15 protein-coding genes are annotated in these 18,600 nt (G+C 65.2%); 4 read left to right on the top strand and 11 right to left on the bottom strand.

The window, feature by feature from the left end; translation table 11 throughout:
• Positions 1-143: 143 nt before the first annotated feature.
• The 4 genes from bioD to bioB are packed head-to-tail and all read right to left on the bottom strand — an operon-like array spanning position 144 to position 4,635.
• Positions 144-821, bottom strand: a complete 678-nt coding sequence (bioD, locus tag RJQ10_RS01490) for a dethiobiotin synthase (protein ID WP_350142913.1) — start codon at positions 819-821, stop codon at positions 144-146.
• Entirely contained in the window at positions 818-2,392 is a 1,575-nt protein-coding gene (gene bioC, locus RJQ10_RS01485; RefSeq protein WP_350142911.1) for a malonyl-ACP O-methyltransferase BioC, read from the bottom strand. The genes bioD and bioC overlap by 4 nt, the downstream gene beginning before the upstream one ends.
• Positions 2,385-3,551, bottom strand: coding sequence for an 8-amino-7-oxononanoate synthase (bioF, locus tag RJQ10_RS01480; RefSeq protein WP_350142909.1), 1,167 nt, complete (start codon positions 3,549-3,551; stop codon positions 2,385-2,387). Before bioF ends, bioC begins: the two co-directional genes overlap by 8 nt.
• Before the next feature lie 16 nt (positions 3,552-3,567).
• Positions 3,568-4,635, bottom strand: coding sequence for a biotin synthase BioB (gene bioB, locus RJQ10_RS01475; RefSeq protein WP_350142907.1), 1,068 nt, complete (start codon positions 4,633-4,635; stop codon positions 3,568-3,570).
• A gap of 72 nt (positions 4,636-4,707) precedes the next feature.
• Here bioB and RJQ10_RS01470 point away from each other — a divergent pair, with 72 nt between their 5' ends.
• A complete protein-coding gene (locus RJQ10_RS01470) occupies positions 4,708-5,430 on the top strand; it encodes a ComF family protein (RefSeq protein WP_350142905.1) in 723 nt (240 codons plus the stop codon).
• Positions 5,431-5,490: 60 nt separating this feature from the next.
• Positions 5,491-6,477: a serine/threonine protein kinase gene (locus RJQ10_RS01465; RefSeq protein WP_350142903.1), complete on the top strand. Its 987-nt coding sequence runs from the start codon at positions 5,491-5,493 to the stop codon at positions 6,475-6,477.
• Here the strand turns inward: RJQ10_RS01465 and RJQ10_RS01460 are convergent.
• Positions 6,469-7,206, bottom strand: coding sequence for an acyltransferase (locus RJQ10_RS01460; RefSeq protein WP_350142901.1), 738 nt, complete (start codon positions 7,204-7,206; stop codon positions 6,469-6,471). The two genes, RJQ10_RS01465 and RJQ10_RS01460, sit on opposite strands and share 9 nt — an antisense overlap.
• A 103-nt stretch (positions 7,207-7,309) precedes the next feature.
• Here RJQ10_RS01460 and trmB point away from each other — a divergent pair, with 103 nt between their 5' ends.
• Both trmB and cysE read left to right on the top strand, forming a co-directional pair.
• Positions 7,310-7,990, top strand: a complete 681-nt coding sequence (trmB, locus tag RJQ10_RS01455; RefSeq protein WP_350142899.1) for a tRNA (guanine(46)-N(7))-methyltransferase TrmB — start codon at positions 7,310-7,312, stop codon at positions 7,988-7,990.
• Between the two features lies 1 nt (position 7,991).
• Positions 7,992-8,831 carry a serine O-acetyltransferase gene (gene cysE, locus RJQ10_RS01450; RefSeq protein ID WP_350142897.1) on the top strand — a complete coding sequence of 280 codons (840 nt, stop codon included), beginning with the start codon at positions 7,992-7,994 and terminating at the stop codon, positions 8,829-8,831.
• Positions 8,832-8,910: 79 nt separating this feature from the next.
• On the opposite strand, the gene hemE is transcribed toward cysE, so the two are convergent.
• The 6 genes from hemE to pilQ form a co-directional block, all read right to left on the bottom strand.
• Complete coding sequence (gene hemE / locus RJQ10_RS01445; RefSeq protein ID WP_350142895.1) at positions 8,911-9,978, bottom strand: uroporphyrinogen decarboxylase; 1,068 nt, start codon at positions 9,976-9,978, stop codon at positions 8,911-8,913.
• A gap of 41 nt (positions 9,979-10,019) precedes the next feature.
• Positions 10,020-11,441 (bottom strand): glutamate synthase small subunit GltD family protein, encoded by a 1,422-nt coding sequence (locus tag RJQ10_RS01440; protein ID WP_350142893.1) that lies wholly within the window; start codon positions 11,439-11,441, stop codon positions 10,020-10,022.
• Between the two features lie 22 nt (positions 11,442-11,463).
• Positions 11,464-15,906, bottom strand: coding sequence for a glutamate synthase large subunit (gltB, locus tag RJQ10_RS01435; RefSeq protein ID WP_350142891.1), 4,443 nt, complete (start codon positions 15,904-15,906; stop codon positions 11,464-11,466).
• A 119-nt stretch (positions 15,907-16,025) separates the two neighbouring features.
• Positions 16,026-17,126 (bottom strand): 3-dehydroquinate synthase, encoded by a 1,101-nt coding sequence (aroB, locus tag RJQ10_RS01430; RefSeq protein ID WP_350143038.1) that lies wholly within the window; start codon positions 17,124-17,126, stop codon positions 16,026-16,028.
• Between the two features lie 69 nt (positions 17,127-17,195).
• Positions 17,196-17,717, bottom strand: coding sequence for a shikimate kinase AroK (aroK, locus tag RJQ10_RS01425; protein WP_350142889.1), 522 nt, complete (start codon positions 17,715-17,717; stop codon positions 17,196-17,198).
• Positions 17,718-17,735: 18 nt separating this feature from the next.
• Positions 17,736-18,600 (bottom strand): type IV pilus secretin PilQ (gene pilQ, locus RJQ10_RS01420; RefSeq protein WP_350142887.1); only part of this gene is annotated, 865 nt, incomplete at its 5' end.

Below are 18,600 nucleotides of genomic sequence, written 5' to 3'. Positions count from 1 at the left end.
CGCGATGCGAAGAACTAATGTTTTCGGTGTTTACATTGTGCTTATTTCGCGACCGAAGTCAAATATCTTTTGCGGCAGACGGCGCAGGCCGGGGCCATTGAGCCGGCTGCATCCATCGCCCCAAGCGAAATATATGTAAGTACTTACATACTGAAAAGCTTCGGTAAATCAATATATTGAGAAGCAGTCTGCGCATCGAATGGCGCAATGAAAGGCAACTCACCCAGCAGGGGAGCCGGCAGCAGGCGCTGCAATGTGTCCAGATTTTCAGCGTGACAGGCCATCGCTGCTCCCGGCTGGTTGGCAACCCAACCGGCCAGGCGCAGGCCGTCGGCGCGGATCGCCTCTGCGGTCAGCAGGGCGTGGTTGATACAACCCAGGCGCATGGCCACCACCAGGATGACGTCAACGCCGAGGCCAACGGCCACATCGGCGAGGGTCTCGCGGGGCCCCAGCGGCACCCGCCAGCCGCCGGCCCCTTCCACCAGCACCAGGTCCGCTCCGCTGTGCATGACTCCCCGGCAGAGGCCCGCCAGGCGGTCCGCACTGAGGCTGCGTCCGGCCTGGGCGGCGGCGATATGCGGCGCTATCGCGGGTTGCAGGGCCACCGGGTTCACCTGGGCGTAGGGCAGCTCAAGAGTCATCGCGGCCTGCAGTGCCAGGGCGTCCTCGTTATGACCGTCAGCATCGCAGCCCGCGGCTACCGGCTTGACTGCGGCGGTAGTCAGCCCCCGCGCCCGGGCGGCGTGCAGCAGCGCACAGCTGACCGCGGTCTTGCCCACTTCGGTATCGGTGCCGGTGACAAAGAACGTTGTACTCATGTTTTCTCCAGATGGCCGTAGAGCACTTCGTAGGTGGCCGGCAACCCGGCCGGCTCGCGCCAGTCCTCATAGGCCTGCATCATGGCCGCGAGTCGCCGCCGGCCCGTCAGGCCCCCGGACCGACCGCGATTCATGTTGTGGGCGCCCAGTGTCTTGAGTTCTCCCAGCAGCTCGCCGACCCGCCCATAGCGCAGGACGATACGCTCGCTGTGCAGCTGCAGGCGTACACCGCGCACGGCAGCTGCCGCAGCCCCCAGGTCCTCCGCGGGCAGAAAACCGTTCACGTGCTGGCTGCTGTCCGCGGCCGCCCAGGACTGGCGCAGCTCCTGCAAGGTCGCTGGCCCGAGGGTACTGAAGAAGCAGCTGCCGCCCGGCTCCAACACCCGCGCCAGCTCGGCAAACAACAGGTCCGGCCGGTAGCACCACTGAAACGCGAGGCTGCTGTAGACCAGGCCGACAGACTCACAGGCCAGCGGCAGGGCTTCCGCATCGCCAGCCAGCCAGCTACCAGTGCCGGGATGGCGGGCGCGGGCGTAGGCCAGCATACCCTCGGCGATATCCATACCCAGATAGCGGCTGTGGGGAAAGCGGGCTTGCAGCTGCGCCTGGATATACCCGGTGCCACAGCCCAGGTCGAGGAGAATCGCAGACTGCTTCAGCTCGGCAATACGTGCCAGCAGCCGCTGGCCGACGTCCCGCTGCAGGGCGGCAACACTGTCGTAGCGTTCCGCCGCGCGACTGAAGGATGCAGCGATGTCGCCCTTGGCGACGGGCGTCGCAGTGGAGGAGGGCGGCACTGCCGCCGCCGGTGCGAGAAAAGACTGTAGCGCGTCGGCCAGCAGCAGCGGTGCCGCCAGGGGCAGGGCGTGGGAATCCGCATCCAGGATACGGACCGCGGCGTCCGGAATTTCAGCCAGCAGCGCAGCCAGCGACGTCGCCACCTGTGCCGGTACCAGGGCATCGGTGCCCGCCAGCAGGTGCAGTTGGGGGCAGGCGAGGCGCTGCAGTCCCGGGCGCGTGTCCACATCCGCAAGCCATTGCAGGCCGGTCGCCAGCGCACCCGCGGACCAGTCTCCGCCGCCGCGCAGGAGTTCGCGCAGCAGCGCCCGCTCTCGGCTCGCACCCCGGGCCTGGAGGCCGGCAAAACGGCGCAGGGTTCTCAACGGGTTCCCCGCCAGCTCGTCGGCAAAGGACCCCAGAGTTGCCGGCGGCAGGCCTGGCCACCCGGGCCGGGCGGTGAAACACGGATTACTGGCGATGGTGACCAGCCCGGCAACACGGTCCGGCGCGATGGTCGCCAGCGCGGTCGCAAGCTGCCCGCCCAGCGACCAACCCACATAGGCAGCCCGCGCCGGGGTGGCGGCGAGAATTTCCGCGGCCAGGGCCTGCAGCCCGTCCTCTACCGCTGGCGGCCGCCAGTCGATCAGGGTGACATTGGCCCAGGGCCGCAGCGCCGGCAGCAGCGACCGCCAGCAGTCGCGCCCGCCGGCCCAGCCGTGCAGCAGCACCAGCTCGCAGCGCGAGATGCCCGTCGCGGGCAAATATTCCGGGCGAACCAGGCGTTCAGGCACGGGGCCAGACTTCACTCAACGCGTTCAGCAAGCGTTCTACCTGCTCCGCGGTGTGGGCCGCGCTCAGGGTGACGCGCAGGCGCGAGGTCCCCGCGGGTACCGTCGGCGGGCGGATGGCGCTGATCAGGATGCCGCGCTCCCGCAGTTGCTGGCTCAGCTGCACGGCGCGTTCTGCATCGCCCACCACCAGGGGCTGGATCGCACTGTCCGAGCCCATCAGCGGCAGGCTCAGGTCCGCGGCACCGCGGCGGAACTGAGCGACCAGTGCGGCCAACTGGTCCCGGCGCCAGGCTTCTTCCCGCAGCAGACCCAGGGCGGTCAGGCTGGCAGCGGCCAGCGCCGGCGGCATCGCAGTCGTATAGATATAGTTGCGGGTACTCTGGATCAGGGCCTCTATCAGCAGTTCATCGCCGGCGACAAAGGCGCCCGAGGTACCCAGCGCCTTGCCCAGGGTGGCCATCAGCACCGGCACGTCGCCGCTACCCAGGCCCGCGGCCTCGACGCTGCCGGCACCGGTCGCGCCGGTCACCCCCAGGCCGTGGGCATCGTCGACCATCAACCAGGCCTGGCGCTGTTGGCAGATGCGGGCGATAGACGCCAGCGGTGCGCTGTCGCCGTCCATGCTGAACACGCCGTCCACCGCCACCAGGGCCGGGCCGGGAGACTGCTGCAGCTTGCGGGCGAGGTCGTCGCAGTCATTGTGGGCGAAGCGGCGCAGGCGGGCGCCGCTGTGCAGGCCGCCATCCAGCAGGGAGGCGTGGTTGAGGCGGTCCTGCAGTACGGTATCACCGGCTTGCAGCAGCGCCTGCAGGATGCCGGTGTTGGCCGCGTAGCCGCTGGAGAACAGCAGCGCACGCGGCCGCCCGGTAAACTCCGCCAGCGCCTCTTCCAGCGCCCGATGCGGCGCGCTGTGGCCGCACACCAGATGCGAGGCACCACTGCCGACGCCCCAGACGGCAGCCGCCGCCCGCAGGCTGGCTATGACTTTGGGGTGGGAGGCGAGGCCGAGATAATCGTTGCTGCAGAAATTCAGGTATTCCCGCCCGTCCACCCGGACCACAGGCCCCTGGCCGCTTTCCAGGGTCTGGCACTGGCGGTACAAGCCGGCCGCGCGGCGCTCTTCCAACACCGCCCGGAGGCGCTGCGGAAAGGCCTCCATGAACGCTCCCGGGCGGCTAGTACGCCGCCTGGCGGGATGGCTGTGCCCCGCTTTGCTGCACCGCGGCAGCGTCGTAGAACTGCGGGCTGGGAACGGCGGGAGGCTCGCTGACCTGGCGCTGTTCGGGGCGAATGCCCAGGCGGCCGAACAGGGTCATGTCCTTGTTGGCCTGGGGATTCGGGGTGGTGAGCAACTTTTCGCCATAGAAAATGGAGTTGGCGCCGGCGAAATAGGCCAGGGCGTGCATCTGCTCGTTCATTTCCTCGCGCCCGGCGGACAGCCGTACATGGGATGCGGGCATCAGGATACGGGCCACGGCGATGGTGCGGATAAAGTCGAAGGGATCCATGTCTTCCTCCGCCGCCAGCGGTGTGCCCTCGACCCGCACCAGCATGTTGATCGGTACGCTCTCGGGGTGCTCCGGCAGGTTGGCCAGTTGCTGCAGCAGGCCGGCCCGGTCGCGCTGGGTCTCGCCCATGCCGACGATCCCGCCGCTGCAGATCTTCATGCCGGCGTCACGGACGTGGGAGAGGGTATCCAGGCGGTCCTTGTAGGTCCGCGTGGTGATAATCTCGCCGTAGTATTCCGGCGAGGTATCCAGGTTGTGGTTGTAGTAGTCCAGCCCGGCGTCAGCCAGTTCTTTGGCCTGCTCCCCGGTAAGCATGCCCAGGGTCATGCAGCTTTCCAGCCCCATATCGCGCACGCCCTTCACCATGGCCACCACATAGGGCATGTCCCGCTGTTTGGGAGAGCGCCAGGCGGCGCCCATGCAGAAGCGGGTGGCGCCGCTGTCCCGGGCGGCGCGGGCCTGCTCCAGCACCTTCTCCACCTCCATCAGCTTTTCCGCCTCCAGCCCGGTGTCGTAGCGGTTGCTCTGGGGGCAATAGGCGCAGTCCTCGGGGCAGGCGCCGGTTTTGATGGAAAGTAATGTGCTGACCTGGACCTCGTTCGGGTCAAAATAGGCCCGGTGAACACTGTGGGCCCGAAACAGCAAATCGTTGAAGGGCAGGGCGAAGAGCGCTTCGATTTCCCCGCGGGACCAGTCGTTGCGGATGGAAGCGGGGGCAGTGGAGGGGGCGGTCATGGCGTGGTCTCGGCGCGATCAACAGGAATCACATGATAAACCCGCAGCGACCACTGTCAACTCGGGAGCGCCATGAAGGTTAACAGCGTCGCGACTGCCCTGCTGGATGCGGTATTCCCGCAGTACTGCCTGCTGTGCCAGCTGCGCAGCCAGAGTCCGCTACCCCTGTGCGCTGACTGCTTCACCCGGTTGCAAGGCAACGACCGTGCCTGCGAACGCTGTGCCCTGCCGCTGGCCGCCACTGCCGGTGGACTCTGCAGCCAGTGCTCGGAGCAGCTACCCGCCATTGACCGGGTAATCGCGCCACTGGTCTATGAACCTCATCTCGCGTTGCTGATCTCCCGCTGGAAATTCCAGCGCGAACCCCGCCTGACCCGGCTGCTGGCGGCGCTGTGGCAGGCCTGGGTGACCCCGCCGACGGACCGTGACCTGCTGCTACCGGTACCCCTGCATTGGCGGCGCCTGCTGTGGCGCGGCTTCAACCAGGCTGCGCTGCTGGGCCTGGAGATCCGCGCCCGGCAGCCACAACTGGCTTCCCTGCCCCTGCGCACGGACATTCTGCGGCGCCGGCGGGCAACACCGCCCCAGGCGAGTTTGAGCGCCCGGCAACGGGCTTCCAACCTGGCGGCGGCCTTTCAGGTTCGCGGCGATCTCGGCGGGCTGCGCATCGCTTTGATCGACGACGTCATGACCACGGGCGCCACTGCCGAGGCCATCGCCACTGTCCTCAAGGGAGCCGGTGCCGCCGATGTCCAGCTCTGGTGCCTGGCCCGCACACCGGCGCCGGGGAGCTGATACACTGCCCGCCGGGAGCCACGGCACGGTGCGATGCGGCCCCGGACCCGGAGCAAGGCGATGAACCACGCGGAACACCCCTACGACCGCCTGACCCCGGACCGGGTCATCGATGCGGTCGAATCAGCCGGGTACCCCTGCGATGCACGCTTGCTGGCGCTCAACAGCTACGAGAACCGGGTCTACCAGGTGGGCATCGAGGATGGGGAGCCCCTGATCGCCAAGTTCTACCGCCCGGGTCGCTGGCATGATGAACAGATCGCAGAGGAGCACGCCTTCAGCCTGGAGTTGCAGGCGGCAGAGATCTCTGTGGTGGCCCCGCTGGTCGACCGCGATGGCAACAGCCTGCACAGCTTTGAGGGGTTCCGTTTCGCCCTGTTCCCGCGCCGCGGCGGCTATCCGCCGGAGCTGGACAACATGGACAGCCTGCTCGTCCTGGGCCGCACCCTGGGCAGGATTCACGCGGTTGGCGCCAGCGCCCGGTTCAGCCACCGGCCCACCCTCAACATTGATGACATGCTGACCCGCAACCGGGAATACCTGCTGGAACACTTCATTCCCCGGGACCTGCAGCCCGCCTACAGCACCTTGACCCGCGACCTGCTGGCCGAGGTCAACGCCATTTACGGCGGGGTGCGCGGCCCCGACCTGATCCGGGTCCACGGCGACTGCCACGTGGGCAATATCCTCTGGCGGGATGACTGCGCCCACTTTGTCGATCTGGACGACTGCTGCATGGCGCCCGCCATCCAGGACCTGTGGATGTGCCTCAGCGGGGAGCGCCATGAGCGCGAGCTGCAGCTCGCCGAGCTGGTGGAGGGCTACAACGAGTTCTTTGACTTTGAGCCACGCCAGCTGCGCTGGATTGAGTCCCTGCGCACCCTGCGGGTGATCAACTACGCCGGCTGGCTGGCGCGGCGCTGGAACGACCCCGCCTTTCCCCGCAGCTTCACCTGGTTCAACAGCGAGCGCTACTGGGCCAATCACATCCTCGAATTGCGGGAGCAGCTCTCCGCGCTGCAGGAAGAACCGCTGCGCCTATTGTAGGCGCCCGCTGGCGGCAGAAGCCGGGTACAGCAGGGACCATAGCCAGCGCAGCAGGCTGTTGTCCTGCAGCACTTCCCGGTCGATGGCATCGAAAAATGCCGCGGCGCCGGCGGGGTCGGTAAACAGGTCCATGCGGGTGGTGAAGCCCTGCTCCGGATCCAGCTCCTTGACCACCCGCGCCGGGTTGCCGGCCACCACAACGTTGGCCGGTACATCCCTGGTGACCACTGCCTGCGCCGCCACCACGCTGTTGGCGCCGATGGTCACTCCCTTGAGCACGGTGGCGTGGTCGCCCAGCCAGACGTTGTCTCCTATGTGCACCGGCGTCGCCTGCGCGGCCCGGGCAGTGCGGTCATGGAGCGTGTGCCAGTCGGAATCCGTGACGTAGGCGCCATTGGCCAACATTACGCCGTCACCGAGGACAATTTCATCACTGGCGCTGATGCGCGAGCCGGGGCTCATCAGGACACAGTCACCAATGTGAATGCGACCCTGCCCTTCCTCCCGGCCCCAGACCCCGATCTCCACCCGGTGCATGGGCTCACCGATGGCTGTAAAGCAGCGACCGATGTGGATATTGGCGCCCGAAATATGGACATACCAGGGTTTCATCACCGTATGCCAGGGACCCAGGTAGCTGCATCGGGGACGCAGGAAGTAATCGGTGTGCCAGCGCCGATAACGCAGGTAGGCCTTCTTCAGCCAGTAGGGGCGCAGGTCCTTGTGCATGGCGAATACCCGGATTTGGTTGCGGTGGCTCGGGGCTTTATCATGGCAACCCCTGCGGCGGCGCTCAAGTGCCGCACACCACTGTCACAGGAGCCGGCGCCAGGTGCAAGCTTCATCAGCGCAAGTTACCAGCAACCAGTCGGGACTGCATCCGAGACTTGCGCGCACCGTACTCCGACACCTCAGCCACCCCAACCTCAGCCCGCTGGCGGCGCACAACCAGTCCGCGTGGGACGCGCTGTTGCCACTGCTGCAGGCGGACGGGCGGCCACTGGTACTGGATTCCTTCTGCGGCACGGGCATGAGCACCGCGCAACTGGCGCTGCGTCATCCACAGCACCTGGTGGTTGGCATCGACAGGTCCGCACATCGCCTGCAGCGGCACGTGCGCGCCGCCGATGCCAACTACCTGCTGCTGCAGGCGGAATGCGAACCGCTGTGGCGGCAACTGGCCAGCGCGCAGATGCGCGTGGACTACCACTACCTGCTGTATCCCAACCCCTGGCCCAAATCACGCCATCTGCGGCGCCGGATTCACGGTCACCCCGGCTTTCGTGACCTGCTGGCCCTCGGCGGACTGGTCGAGCTGCGGTCGAACTGGCCGCTGTACGTCGAGGAGTTCGGGGTCGCCATGCACCTGGCGGGGGTGCGCGGCGCAATCCGGCAGTTGCCGGCGGCGCCGGCGCTGACCCGCTTTGAGGACAAGTATCGTCGCAGCGGACAGGGGCTGTGGCAGTATCGGGGCCGGATAGGCTACAGTGACCACCTGAACACGAGGAACTGACATGTCACCCAAAAAATCTGATCCGGTGTGGGACCGGATTGTGCGGGAAACCACCCAGCACGCGGCGGAGGAGCCCATCCTCGCCAGTTTCCTGCACGCCACCATCCTCAATCACAACAACCTGGAATGCGCGCTCAGCTTCCACCTCGCCAGCCAGCTGGACAGCCCGACGGCCTCCTCCCTGCTGCTGCGGGAAGTGATTCTGGAAGCATTCAAGGACGACGCCTGCCTGCGCAAGGCCATCCGCGCCGATCTGCTGGCAGTCGAGGACCGCGACTCCGCCTGCCACGAGCTCTACATTCCCTTCCTCTACTTCAAGGGCTTCCATGCCCTGCAGACCCACCGCGTGGCCCACTGGCTGTGGCAGCGCGGGCGCCACTCGCTGGCGCTGTTTTTCCAGAACCGGGTCTCGGCCGAGTTCGCGGTCGACATCCATCCCGCGGCGACGCTGGGCCACGGCATCATGCTGGACCACGCCACGGGGCTGGTGATCGGCGAGACCGCGGTGGTTGGCAACAACGTCTCCATCCTCCAGTCCGTCACCCTGGGTGGCACCGGCAAGGAAGACGGGGACCGCCATCCGAAGATCGGCAATGGGGTCCTGATCAGTGCCGGGGCCAAGATCCTGGGCAACATCCGGGTGGGTGATGGCGCCAAGGTCGGCGCCGGCAGCGTGGTGCTGGAAGAGGTACCACCGCACACCACCGTGGCCGGGGTCCCCGCCCGGGTGGTGGGGCGGCCCTCGTCCGCGTCACCGGCCCTGGAAATGGATCACCATTTCTGCTGCGAGGAAGAAGAAGAGGAAGCACGGAAAGCCGCGCTGCAGCAAAAGACCGGGTAATCAGGCACGTCCGCCGGGGCTACGGGAGTTCCGGTGCTGAACGCTTCACCTGCGCGGCCCGACCTGCGCGGCCCGCAACTCAGCTGTTGTGGTATTGCGGCGAAAGCTCCTGCACGGCATCGACAAACGCGGTGACGTGATCGGGGTTCACTCCAGGGGTTATACCGTGACCCAGGTTGAACACATGCCCACTGCCGTGGCCATAGCCCGCGAGAATACTTGCCACTTCTTCGCGGATACGGGCCGGTGAGGCATACAGCATGGTCGGATCCATATTGCCCTGCAGGGCCACGCGGTCGCCCACCAGCTCGCGGGCGACCGCGATGTCCGTCGTCCAGTCGATACCCACTGCCTGGGCACCGCAGTCGGCGATCGCCGGCAACCACTGCCCGCCGCCCTTGGTGAAGACGATGACCGGTACCTTGCGGCCGTCTGCTTCGGTGGGCAGGCGACTGATAACCCGCTGCATGTACTTGAGGGAGAATTCCTTGTAGCCCGCGGTACTCAGGGAGCCGCCCCAGGTGTCAAAAATCTGCAGGGCCTGGGCTCCCGCGTTGACCTGTTCGGTCAGGTAATCGGCCACCGCGTCCGCCAGCAGCGCCAGCAACTGGTGCATCAATTCCGGGCGGTCATAGGCCATCGCCTTGACCTGGCTGAAGTCCTTGGAAGACCCGCCTTCCACCATATAGGTCGCCAGGGTCCAGGGGCTGCCGGAAAAACCGATCAGGGGTACCTGGCCGTTCAGTTCCCGGCGAATGGTGCGCACCGCGTTCATCACATAGGACAGGTCATCCGCCGCCCTGATGGCCTTCAGGCCGGCGAGATCCGCCTCACTGCGCACGGTCTTGCGGAAGCGCGGGCCCTCACCTTCTTCAAAATACAGGCCCAGCCCCAGCGCGTCCGGCACGGTAAGGATATCGCTGAACAGGATTGCTGCGTCCATGGGGTAACGGCGCAGGGGCTGCAGCGTGACTTCACAGGCCAGCTCGGCGTTCTTGCACAGGTCCAGGAAGGAACCCGCCTGCTCCCGGGTGGCCCGGTATTCCGGCAGATAGCGACCCGCCTGGCGCATCATCCAGATCGGGGTGCGATCTACGCTCTGGCGCTGCAGGGCCCGCAGGAAGCGGTCATTCTTCAGTTCAGTCACGGCGACTCCAATCCTGTAGTGGTCAATCCGGCTTGCGGCGTTCAGACCTCGAGAAAATCCAGTATGCCCTCGGCGGCCTGACGACCCTCCCAGATGGCGGTCACCACCAGGTCGGAACCCCGCACCATATCACCGCCGGCAAACACTTTGGGATTGGACGTCTGGAAGCGGTACGCCTGCTCCTCCGGAGCGACCACCCCGTCCCACTCGTTGGTGGCCACGGCCAGCTCCTGCAGCCACTCCGGTGGATCGGGCTGGAAGCCGAAGGCGATAATGACCGTGTCCGCTTCCATGATCTTCTCGCTGCCGGGAATGGGCTCGGGCCGGCGGCGGCCACCGGCGTCGGGCGCCCCGAGCTCGGTTTCAATCATTTTCACCCCACAGGCGCGGCCGAAATACTCCACGATCTCCAGCGGCTGGCGATTGAACAGAAACTCGACCCCCTCCTCGCGGGCGTTGGCCACTTCCTTGCGCGAGCCAGGCATGTTTTCCTCGTCACGCCGGTAAGCACAGATCACGTGCCTGGCCTGCTGGCGCACCGCCGTGCGCACGCAATCCATGGCTGTGTCGCCGCCACCGAGCACCACAACCCGCTTGCCCTTCAGGTTGACGTAGTCCTTGGGGTCCTGCTCAAAGCCGAGATTGTGATTCACATTGCCAATCAGGTAGGACAGCGCCTTGTGCACTCCCGGCAGGTTCTCGCCCGGGAAGTTGCCGCGCATGGCCTTGTAGGTGCCCATGCCCAGGAACAGGGCATCGTACTCTTCCATCAGCTCGGCAACGCTGATATCACGGCCGACGTCGGTATTGAGGCGAAACTCGATGCCCATGCCTTCGAACACCTCCCGGCGCCGCACCATCACTTCTTTTTCCAGCTTGAACTCGGGAATACCGAAGGTGAGCAGGCCACCGATTTCGGGGTAGCGGTCGAAGACCACCGGCTTGACCCCGGCCCGCGCCAGCACATCGGCACAGCCAAGCCCGGCAGGGCCGGCACCGATAATGGCAACCTTCTTGCCGGTGGCAACTACCCCGGACAGGTCCGGGCGCCAGCCCATCGCCAGTGCGGTGTCGGTGATGTACTTTTCCGAGGCACCAATGGTGACCGCACCAAACCCGTCGTTCAGGGTGCAGGCGCCCTCACAGAGCCGGTCCTGGGGGCACACCCGGCCGCAAACCTCCGGCAGGGTGTTGGTCTGGTGGCTGAGCTCGGCGGCCTCGAACAGGTTGCCCTCGCTGACCAGCTTGAGCCAGTTGGGGATAAAGTTGTGCACCGGGCACTTCCACTCACAGTAGGGGTTCCCGCACTCCAGACAGCGATGTGACTGTTCCGCTGCCTGGTCGGCGCTGAAGGACTCGTAGATCTCGACGTATTCGGTCTTGCGCGCCGTGATCGTCTTCTTGTCAGGGTCGTTGCGGCCGACGTCGATGAACTGGAAATTGTTCGACAAACGATTACTCATAAACGCTTACGCCTCCCGGCGTCTAGTCGGTGTTGCGCAGTCGCGACAAAAGCTGGTTGAAGTCGGCTGCCTTGGGTTTGACCAACCAGAACTTGCCGACGTAGTCCTCGAAATTCTCCAGCAGTTCCGCGCCCCAGGCAGAACCCGTTTCCTCGGCGTGCTCACTGATCATGGCGCGCAGATAATACCGGTAGGGTTCCATGTACTCGGAGTTGACCCGGTGGATATCGACCAGCTCACTGTTGTACTTGTCGATGAACGCCCGGTCCTGGTCCAGCACGTAGGCGAAACCGCCGGTCATGCCAGCGCCGAAGTTGACTCCGGTGGGGCCCAGCACGGTCACGGTACCGCCGGTCATGTATTCACAGCAGTGATCGCCCGCGCCCTCGATCACGGCGTGGGCGCCGCTGTTGCGCACCGCAAAGCGTTCACCGGCAATACCGGCCGCAAACAGGCGACCGCCGGTGGCGCCGTAGAGACAGGTGTTGCCAATGATGACCGTGTCCTGGGACTTGAACTGGGCATCCCTGGCCGGATAGATGACCAGCTTGCCGCCAGCCATGCCCTTGCCGACATAGTCGTTGGAGTCGCCCTCCAGGTACATGTGCAGGCCACCCGCGTTCCACACCCCGAAGCTCTGCCCCGCGGTGCCGCTCAGGCGCAGTACGACCGGGTCGCTGTCCATGTCGGTATTGCCGTAGCGGCGGGCAATCTCACCCGAGATGCGGGCACCGATGGAGCGATCACAGTTGGTCAGGACGAAACTGAATTCACCGCCACTGCGAGCCTCGATCGCCGGCAGTGTCGCCGCCACCATCGCCTCGGCCTTCTCGGCGAGGTCGAAGGGCTGGTTGGCGATCACCTGGCAGAACTCGGGCTGGCCGTCGGCGTCGGCGTGCTTGAACAGAAGGGGAGCCAGATCCAGACCCGCCTGCTTGGGTGTATCCCCGGGCAGCCTGGCCAGCAGGTCGGTGCGGCCGATCAGGGCCTCCAGCGACGGCACGCCCAGCCTGGCCAGCCACTCCCGGGTTTCCGTGGCGATAAAGGTGAAAAAATTGGTTACCATCTCGATAGTGCCGTTGAAATGGTCTTCCCGCAGCTTCTCGTTCTGGGTCGCCACGCCCGTCGCGCAGTTGTTCAGGTGGCAAATACGCAGATACTTGCAACCCAGCGCCACCATGGGGCCGGTACCGAAGCCAAAGCTCTCGGCACCGAGAATGGCCGCCTTGATAACATCGAGGCCGGTCTTGAGGCCACCGTCGGTCTGCAGGCGGATGACACCGCGCAGGCCGTTACCGCGCAGGGTCTGCTGCACTTCCGCCAGACCCAGCTCCCAGGGTGAGCCCGCGTAGCGTATGGAGGTCAGCGGGCTGGCCGCCGTGCCGCCATCATAGCCGCTGATGGTAATCAGGTCGGCGTAGGCTTTGGCCACACCCGCGGCAATGGTCCCCACCCCGGGCTCCGACACCAGCTTGACCGACACCAGCGCCTGCGGATTGACCTGCTTGAGGTCGAAAATCAGCTGCGCCAGATCCTCGATAGAATAGATATCGTGATGCGGCGGCGGGGAAATCAGAGTCACCCCGGGTACCGAGTAGCGCAGGCGGGCAATCAGCTCGTTGACCTTGCCGCCGGGTAGCTGACCGCCTTCGCCCGGCTTCGCGCCCTGGGCCACCTTGATCTGCAGCACCTCGGCATTTACCAGGTAGTGGGGAGTCACCCCGAACCGGCCGGAGGCGATCTGCTTGATCTTGGAGCTGCGTTCGGTGCCGTAACGGGCGGGGTCTTCACCGCCCTCGCCGGAGTTGGAGCGGGCGCCGAGGCGATTCATCGCCGCGGCAAGGGCCTCGTGGGCTTCCGGGCTGAGCGCGCCCAGGGACATGCCGGCGGAGTCGAAGCGGGGCAGGATGTCCGCGATCGGCTCCACTTCCTCCAGCGCCAGTGGCTGCTCGGCGAGTACCGGCGTCAGCAGGTCACGAATGGTGGCGACCGGGCGCTTGTTGACCAGGTCGGCGTAGCGCTGGTAGGTCGCGTAGTCGCCGGTCGCAACCGCCTGCTGCAGGGTGGTGACCACATCCGGATTGAAGGCGTGATACTCCTGGCCGTGGACGTACTTCAGCAGACCGCCCAGTTGCAGCGGCTTGCGCGTATTCCAGGCCAGCTTGGCCAGGTGCTTCTGGTCGTCCTCCAGCTCGGCGAAACCCGCGCCCTCGATACGCGAGGCGACGCCGCGGAACGCCATGTCGATCACGCCACGGGCCAGCCCCACGGCCTCGAACAGCTGGGCGCCGCGGTAGGAACTGACCGCCGAGATACCCATCTTGGACATGATCTTCAGCAGGCCCTTGTTGATGCCCTTGCGGTAATTCTTGTAGCAGCTGCTGGGCTCGCCCAGCAGTTCGCCATCGCGAATCAGGTCTTCCAGCACGCTGTAGGCCAGATAGGGATAGATTGCGGTAGCGCCAAACCCCAGCAGACAGGCGATCTGGTGAGAATCGCGGGCACTGGCGGTCTCGATCACCAGGTTGGCATCGCAGCGCAGCCCCTGCTTGATCAGGTGGTGGTGGACCGCGCCGGTGGCGATCAGGCTGTGGATGGGCAGGCGCCCCGGAGCGATGCTGCGGTCGGACAGGATCAGGATGGTGGAGCCATCCCGCACTGCCTGCTCCGCCGTCGCCACCAGCTCCGCTACCGCCTGCTCCAGGCTGATGGCGGCCGGGTCGTAGCTGCCGTCGATATCACACACCGCGAACCCGGGACGCTCCAGTGCCAGCAGGGTATTGAACTTGCCCTGGGACAGTACCGGAGAGCTCAGGATCACGCGGTCCGCGTGTTCAGGTCCCTCATAGAATATGTTCTTCTCGCACCCGAGATCGGTTTCCAGCGACATGACAATGGCTTCCCGCAGGGGGTCAATCGCTGGGTTTGTCACCTGGGCAAACTTCTGCCGGAAGTAGTCATACAGCGGGCGCTGCTGGCGCGAGAGCACCGCCATCGGGGTGTCATCCCCCATGGAGCCCACCGCCTCATTGCCGGACTCGGCCAGTGGCCGCAGCACCTGGTCGCGCTCCTCGAAGGTCACCTGGAACATCTTCTGGAACGGCATGAGCATGTCGTGCTCGATACCGGGCGCCTGCTCCCCGCCAAACGTTCCTTCAATACGCTTCGCATTTTCCTTCAGCCAGCGCTTGTAGGGGTGACGGCTCTTGAGGCGATTGTCGATATCCTTGGTATGCAACACCTCGCCGGTCTGGGTATCGACCATCAGGATCTGGCCGGGCCCGACGCGCCCCTTGGCGATCACGTCCTCGCTGCGGTAGCCGTGGGTACCGACCTCCGATGCCAGGGTGATAAAGCCGTCCTTGGTCTTGACCCAGCGCGCGGGGCGCAGGCCGTTGCGATCCAGCAGGCACACGGCATAGCGGCCATCGGTCAGGACGATGCCCGCCGGGCCGTCCCAGGGCTCCATGTGCATTGAGTGGTATTCATAGAAAGCGCGCAGGTCCGGGTCCATGTCCTCCATGTTCTGCCAGGCTGGCGGGATCAGCATGCGCAGGGCGCGGGCCATATCGACTCCGCCGGTCAACAACACGTCCAGCATATTGTCGAGGCTGGAGGAATCCGAGCCGGTGCGGTTTACCAGCGGTGCGATATCGCGGATGTTGGGCAACTTTTCGGTCTCGAACAGCGCCGTGCGGGCCTCGGCCCAGTTGCGGTTGCCGTCGATGGTATTGATTTCACCGTTGTGGGCCAGCAGTCGGAAAGGCTGGGCCAGCGGCCACTTGGGCATGGTGTTGGTGGAAAAGCGCTGGTGGAACACACAGATTGCGGTTTCCATGCGCTCGTCGTCGAGATCGGCATAGAAGCGGGGCAGGTCCACCGGCATGACCAGTCCCTTGTAGGCGATCACCCGGCCGGAGAGACTGCAGATATAGAACTCCGGGTCGGCCTGGTTGGCGTTCTCGGCCTTGCGCCGGCTGACAAACAGCCTGGTCGACAACTCTTCCTGGCTGACGCCCGGCGCGCGCACAAACACCTGTTCGATACGCGGCAGCGCGGCGAGGGCGATCTCGCCACAGACGCTGCTGTCCGTGGGCACGACGCGCCAGCCGACGACGTCCAGGCCCTGCTCGGTGAGCGCCTGCTCCATGGCCGAGCGGGCTGCTGCCGCGCGCTCTTCGCTGGGGCTGAGAAAGATCTGGCCCACCGCAAACTGATCGCCGAGCTCGGCGCCGAAGCACTCCTGCGCCAGGGTGCGCATAAAGGAAACCGGCATCTGCATCAGCAGGCCACAGCCGTCGCCGGTCTTGCCATCGGCTGCAATGCCGCCGCGGTGGGTCATGCAGGTCAGGGACTCGATGGCAGTCTGCAGCAGGCGGTGACTGGCGTCACCCGCACTGTGGACAATCAGGCCAAAGCCGCAGTTGTCACGAAATTCTTCAGGGCTGTACAGGCCTGCACTCATACCGGGTCCAGAATAATTAATGAAAACAAATGGTTACACCGAAAAGCCCCGCGCCTCGACAGCGCTCGGGCGAAAGGGGGAGACATTTTACACAGTTGACCTGCCGGGAACAAACAGCCTCAACAGCTGCTTTTTGCCCGCTCCACCGCCTCTTGCAGCAAGGCCTCAAGCTCCCCGGCGGTGACGTCATCCTCCACGCAGGCCTCGCCGATGGCACGCAGCAGTACCAGGCGCAGACGTCCATCGACGACTTTCTTGTCCCGCCCCATCAGGTCGAGGAAAACCGCCGGTGTCATGCCTGGCGGAATCTGCAGCGGCAACTGTGCCTGCCGCAGCAGCGCCTCGAGAACCGGGATCTCCGCAGCATCCACCCAGCCCCGCATTACCGACAACCGCAGCGCCAGCAGCATACCCACCGCGACCGCCTCCCCGTGCAGCCAGGCGCCGTAGCCCTGGGCGGTTTCGATCGCGTGGCCAAACGTGTGGCCCAGGTTGAGGATGGCCCGAAGCCCGCCCTCACGCTCATCGGCCGCCACCACTTCGGCCTTGAGACTGCAGGAACGCTCGATCGCCTCGGCCAGGGCACTTTCCTCCCGCGCCAGCAGCCGCGGCATGGAGTCCTGCAGCCAGGCATAAAAGGCGGGATCGCAGATCAAGCCATACTTGATCACTTCGGCCAGACCGGCGGACAGCTCCCGCGCGGGCAGGGTCTGCAGGCTATCGATATCGATCAGCACCGCACGCGGCTGGTAAAAAGCGCCAATCATGTTCTTGCCCAGCAGGTGATTGACTGCTGTCTTGCCTCCCACCGAAGAATCCACCTGGGCGAGCAAGGTTGTGGGCACCTGGATGAAGCCCACCCCGCGCTGGTAGCAGGCCGCGGCAAACCCGGCCACATCGCCAATCACCCCGCCCCCGACCGCGATGATCGTGGTGCTGCGGCTGTGCCGCTCCTGTAGCAGCCGCTCCAGGATATGCTCCAGGGAATGCAGGGTTTTGTACTGCTCGCCATCAGGCAGCACTATCTCGGTGACCCGCCGGCCCTCCCCCAGGGCTCGGCGGACCTTTGCCACATACAGAGGCGCGACCGTTTCGTTGCTGACAATCGCCACCTCGCTGCCGCCGAGATGGCGCGCGAGGAGGTCGCCGTCCGCGAACAGTTCGCGGCCGATATACACCGGGTAGCTGCGCTCGCCGAGGTCGACATGAAGGGTGTGCATGATCACAGACACTGGTGACTCCGCGCTGGAAAAGGGGCTTATTCTAGCGCCCCGGTCCCAGCCTTGTCTTTAACTGACGGAGACAAGCGCCTGCAGCAGCCGCTGCGCCACAGTGCGGGGACTACAGCCGTCGGTATCAATGACATGGTCGGCGATTTCCCGGTACAGGGGATCGCGCACCGCCATCAGGTCCCTGAGGACCTGCTCCGGATTGCCGGTCTGCAGCAGTGGTCGTTTGCGATCATTGCGGGTGCGGCGGACCTGCTCCTCAACAGTGGCGTGCAGATAGATCACGAAACCCCGTGCAGCGAGCACCTGCCGGTTCTCGACTCGCATGACCACACCGCCGCCGGTGGCAAGGACAATACTGTCCATGCGGGTCATTTCCTCCAGCACCTGTTGCTCGCGATCGCGAAAACCCGCCTCGCCCTCGACATCGAATATCCAGGGAATATCGGCGCCGGTACGGATTTCAATCTCGGTGTCGGTGTCGGCGAACGCCAGCCCGAGGTGGCGTGCCAGATACTTGCCAATGGTACTCTTGCCGGCCCCCATGGGGCCGACAAGAAAGACGCGTTGCAGGTCCGGCATTGGGGCGCGAGCGGCCCCCTAGTCAATCAGGCTGTCCGCGAGGATCCGCGGGGTAATGAAGATCAAGGTCTCGGTCTTGGTCTTGGAGTTCGACTCGTTGCGGAACAGCGCGCCGACATAGGGGATGTCGCCAAAGAAGGGCACCTTGGTCACAGACTGGATATTCTCGGTCCGGAACACGCCGCCGAGAACCACGGTTTCGCCATTGCCCACCAGGACCTGGGTGGTCAGCTCGGTTGTATCAATTGAGGGAATGAAGCCGCCCTGGCCGCTGGGCACGAGGTCGCCCACGGAATCCTGGGTGATCACCAGGTCCAGCAAAATGCGGTCGTCAGGCGTGATGTTCGGGGTCACGTCCAGCTGCAGGACAGCTTCCTTGAACGAGGTGGTGTTCTGGCCGCTCAGAGAGCCTTCCTGATACGGAATCTCGGCACCGGACTTGATCACCGCCTTCTGCTTGTCGCCGGTAATCACCTTGGGCTGGGACACCACCTCACCGGTACCCGCTGCTTCCAGCGCCGACAGCTCGGCGGTCAGGAACAGGTCCTCGCTGGTAAAGCCCACTGCAAACCCACCGGCCTTGGAGGCCACACCAAGATCCACCATCAGCGCACCAGGATAGTTGACGCTACCCGGGGTGCCGTCAATGACCGACTGGTTCAGGCCGATCACGTTGTTGGTGTCGCCAGAGACGGTCAGGGCGTTGCCATTGAAGTCGTTCTCGACGAAGCCACCACCCCATTCGATGCCCAGCTCTTTTTCCAGATCGGACTGCGCGATAACGATGCGCGCCTCAATCATCACCTGGCGGATCGGGATATCCACCAGATCGATCAAATCGCGGAACTCCGCCAGCTTGGAGGCCGTATCGGTCACAATCAGG

The sequence above is a fragment of the Haliea sp. genome, assembly GCF_040222615.1.
Classification (GTDB): Bacteria; Pseudomonadota; Gammaproteobacteria; order Pseudomonadales; family Halieaceae; genus Haliea.
Note: the sequence above shows the minus strand (reverse complement) of the source record. Positions and strands in the feature narration are given on the sequence as shown.

What these genes read in the sequence shown, in the direction of transcription:
- bioD (WP_350142913.1), bottom strand. Translation starts at nt 821, where the DNA reads ATGAGTACAACGTTCTTTGTCACCGGCACCGATACCGAAGTGGGCAAG.
- bioF (WP_350142909.1), bottom strand. Translation starts at nt 3,551, where the DNA reads ATGGAGGCCTTTCCGCAGCGCCTCCGGGCGGTGTTGGAAGAGCGCCGC.
- bioB (WP_350142907.1), bottom strand. Translation starts at nt 4,635, where the DNA reads ATGACCGCCCCCTCCACTGCCCCCGCTTCCATCCGCAACGACTGGTCC.
- RJQ10_RS01470 (WP_350142905.1), top strand. Translation starts at nt 4,708, where the DNA reads ATGAAGGTTAACAGCGTCGCGACTGCCCTGCTGGATGCGGTATTCCCG.
- RJQ10_RS01465 (WP_350142903.1), top strand. Translation starts at nt 5,491, where the DNA reads ATGAACCACGCGGAACACCCCTACGACCGCCTGACCCCGGACCGGGTC.
- RJQ10_RS01460 (WP_350142901.1), bottom strand. Translation starts at nt 7,206, where the DNA reads ATGCACAAGGACCTGCGCCCCTACTGGCTGAAGAAGGCCTACCTGCGT.
- cysE (WP_350142897.1), top strand. Translation starts at nt 7,992, where the DNA reads ATGTCACCCAAAAAATCTGATCCGGTGTGGGACCGGATTGTGCGGGAA.
- RJQ10_RS01440 (WP_350142893.1), bottom strand. Translation starts at nt 11,441, where the DNA reads ATGAGTAATCGTTTGTCGAACAATTTCCAGTTCATCGACGTCGGCCGC.
- gltB (WP_350142891.1), bottom strand. Translation starts at nt 15,906, where the DNA reads ATGAGTGCAGGCCTGTACAGCCCTGAAGAATTTCGTGACAACTGCGGC.
- aroB (WP_350143038.1), bottom strand. Translation starts at nt 17,126, where the DNA reads ATGCACACCCTTCATGTCGACCTCGGCGAGCGCAGCTACCCGGTGTAT.
- aroK (WP_350142889.1), bottom strand. Translation starts at nt 17,717, where the DNA reads ATGCCGGACCTGCAACGCGTCTTTCTTGTCGGCCCCATGGGGGCCGGC.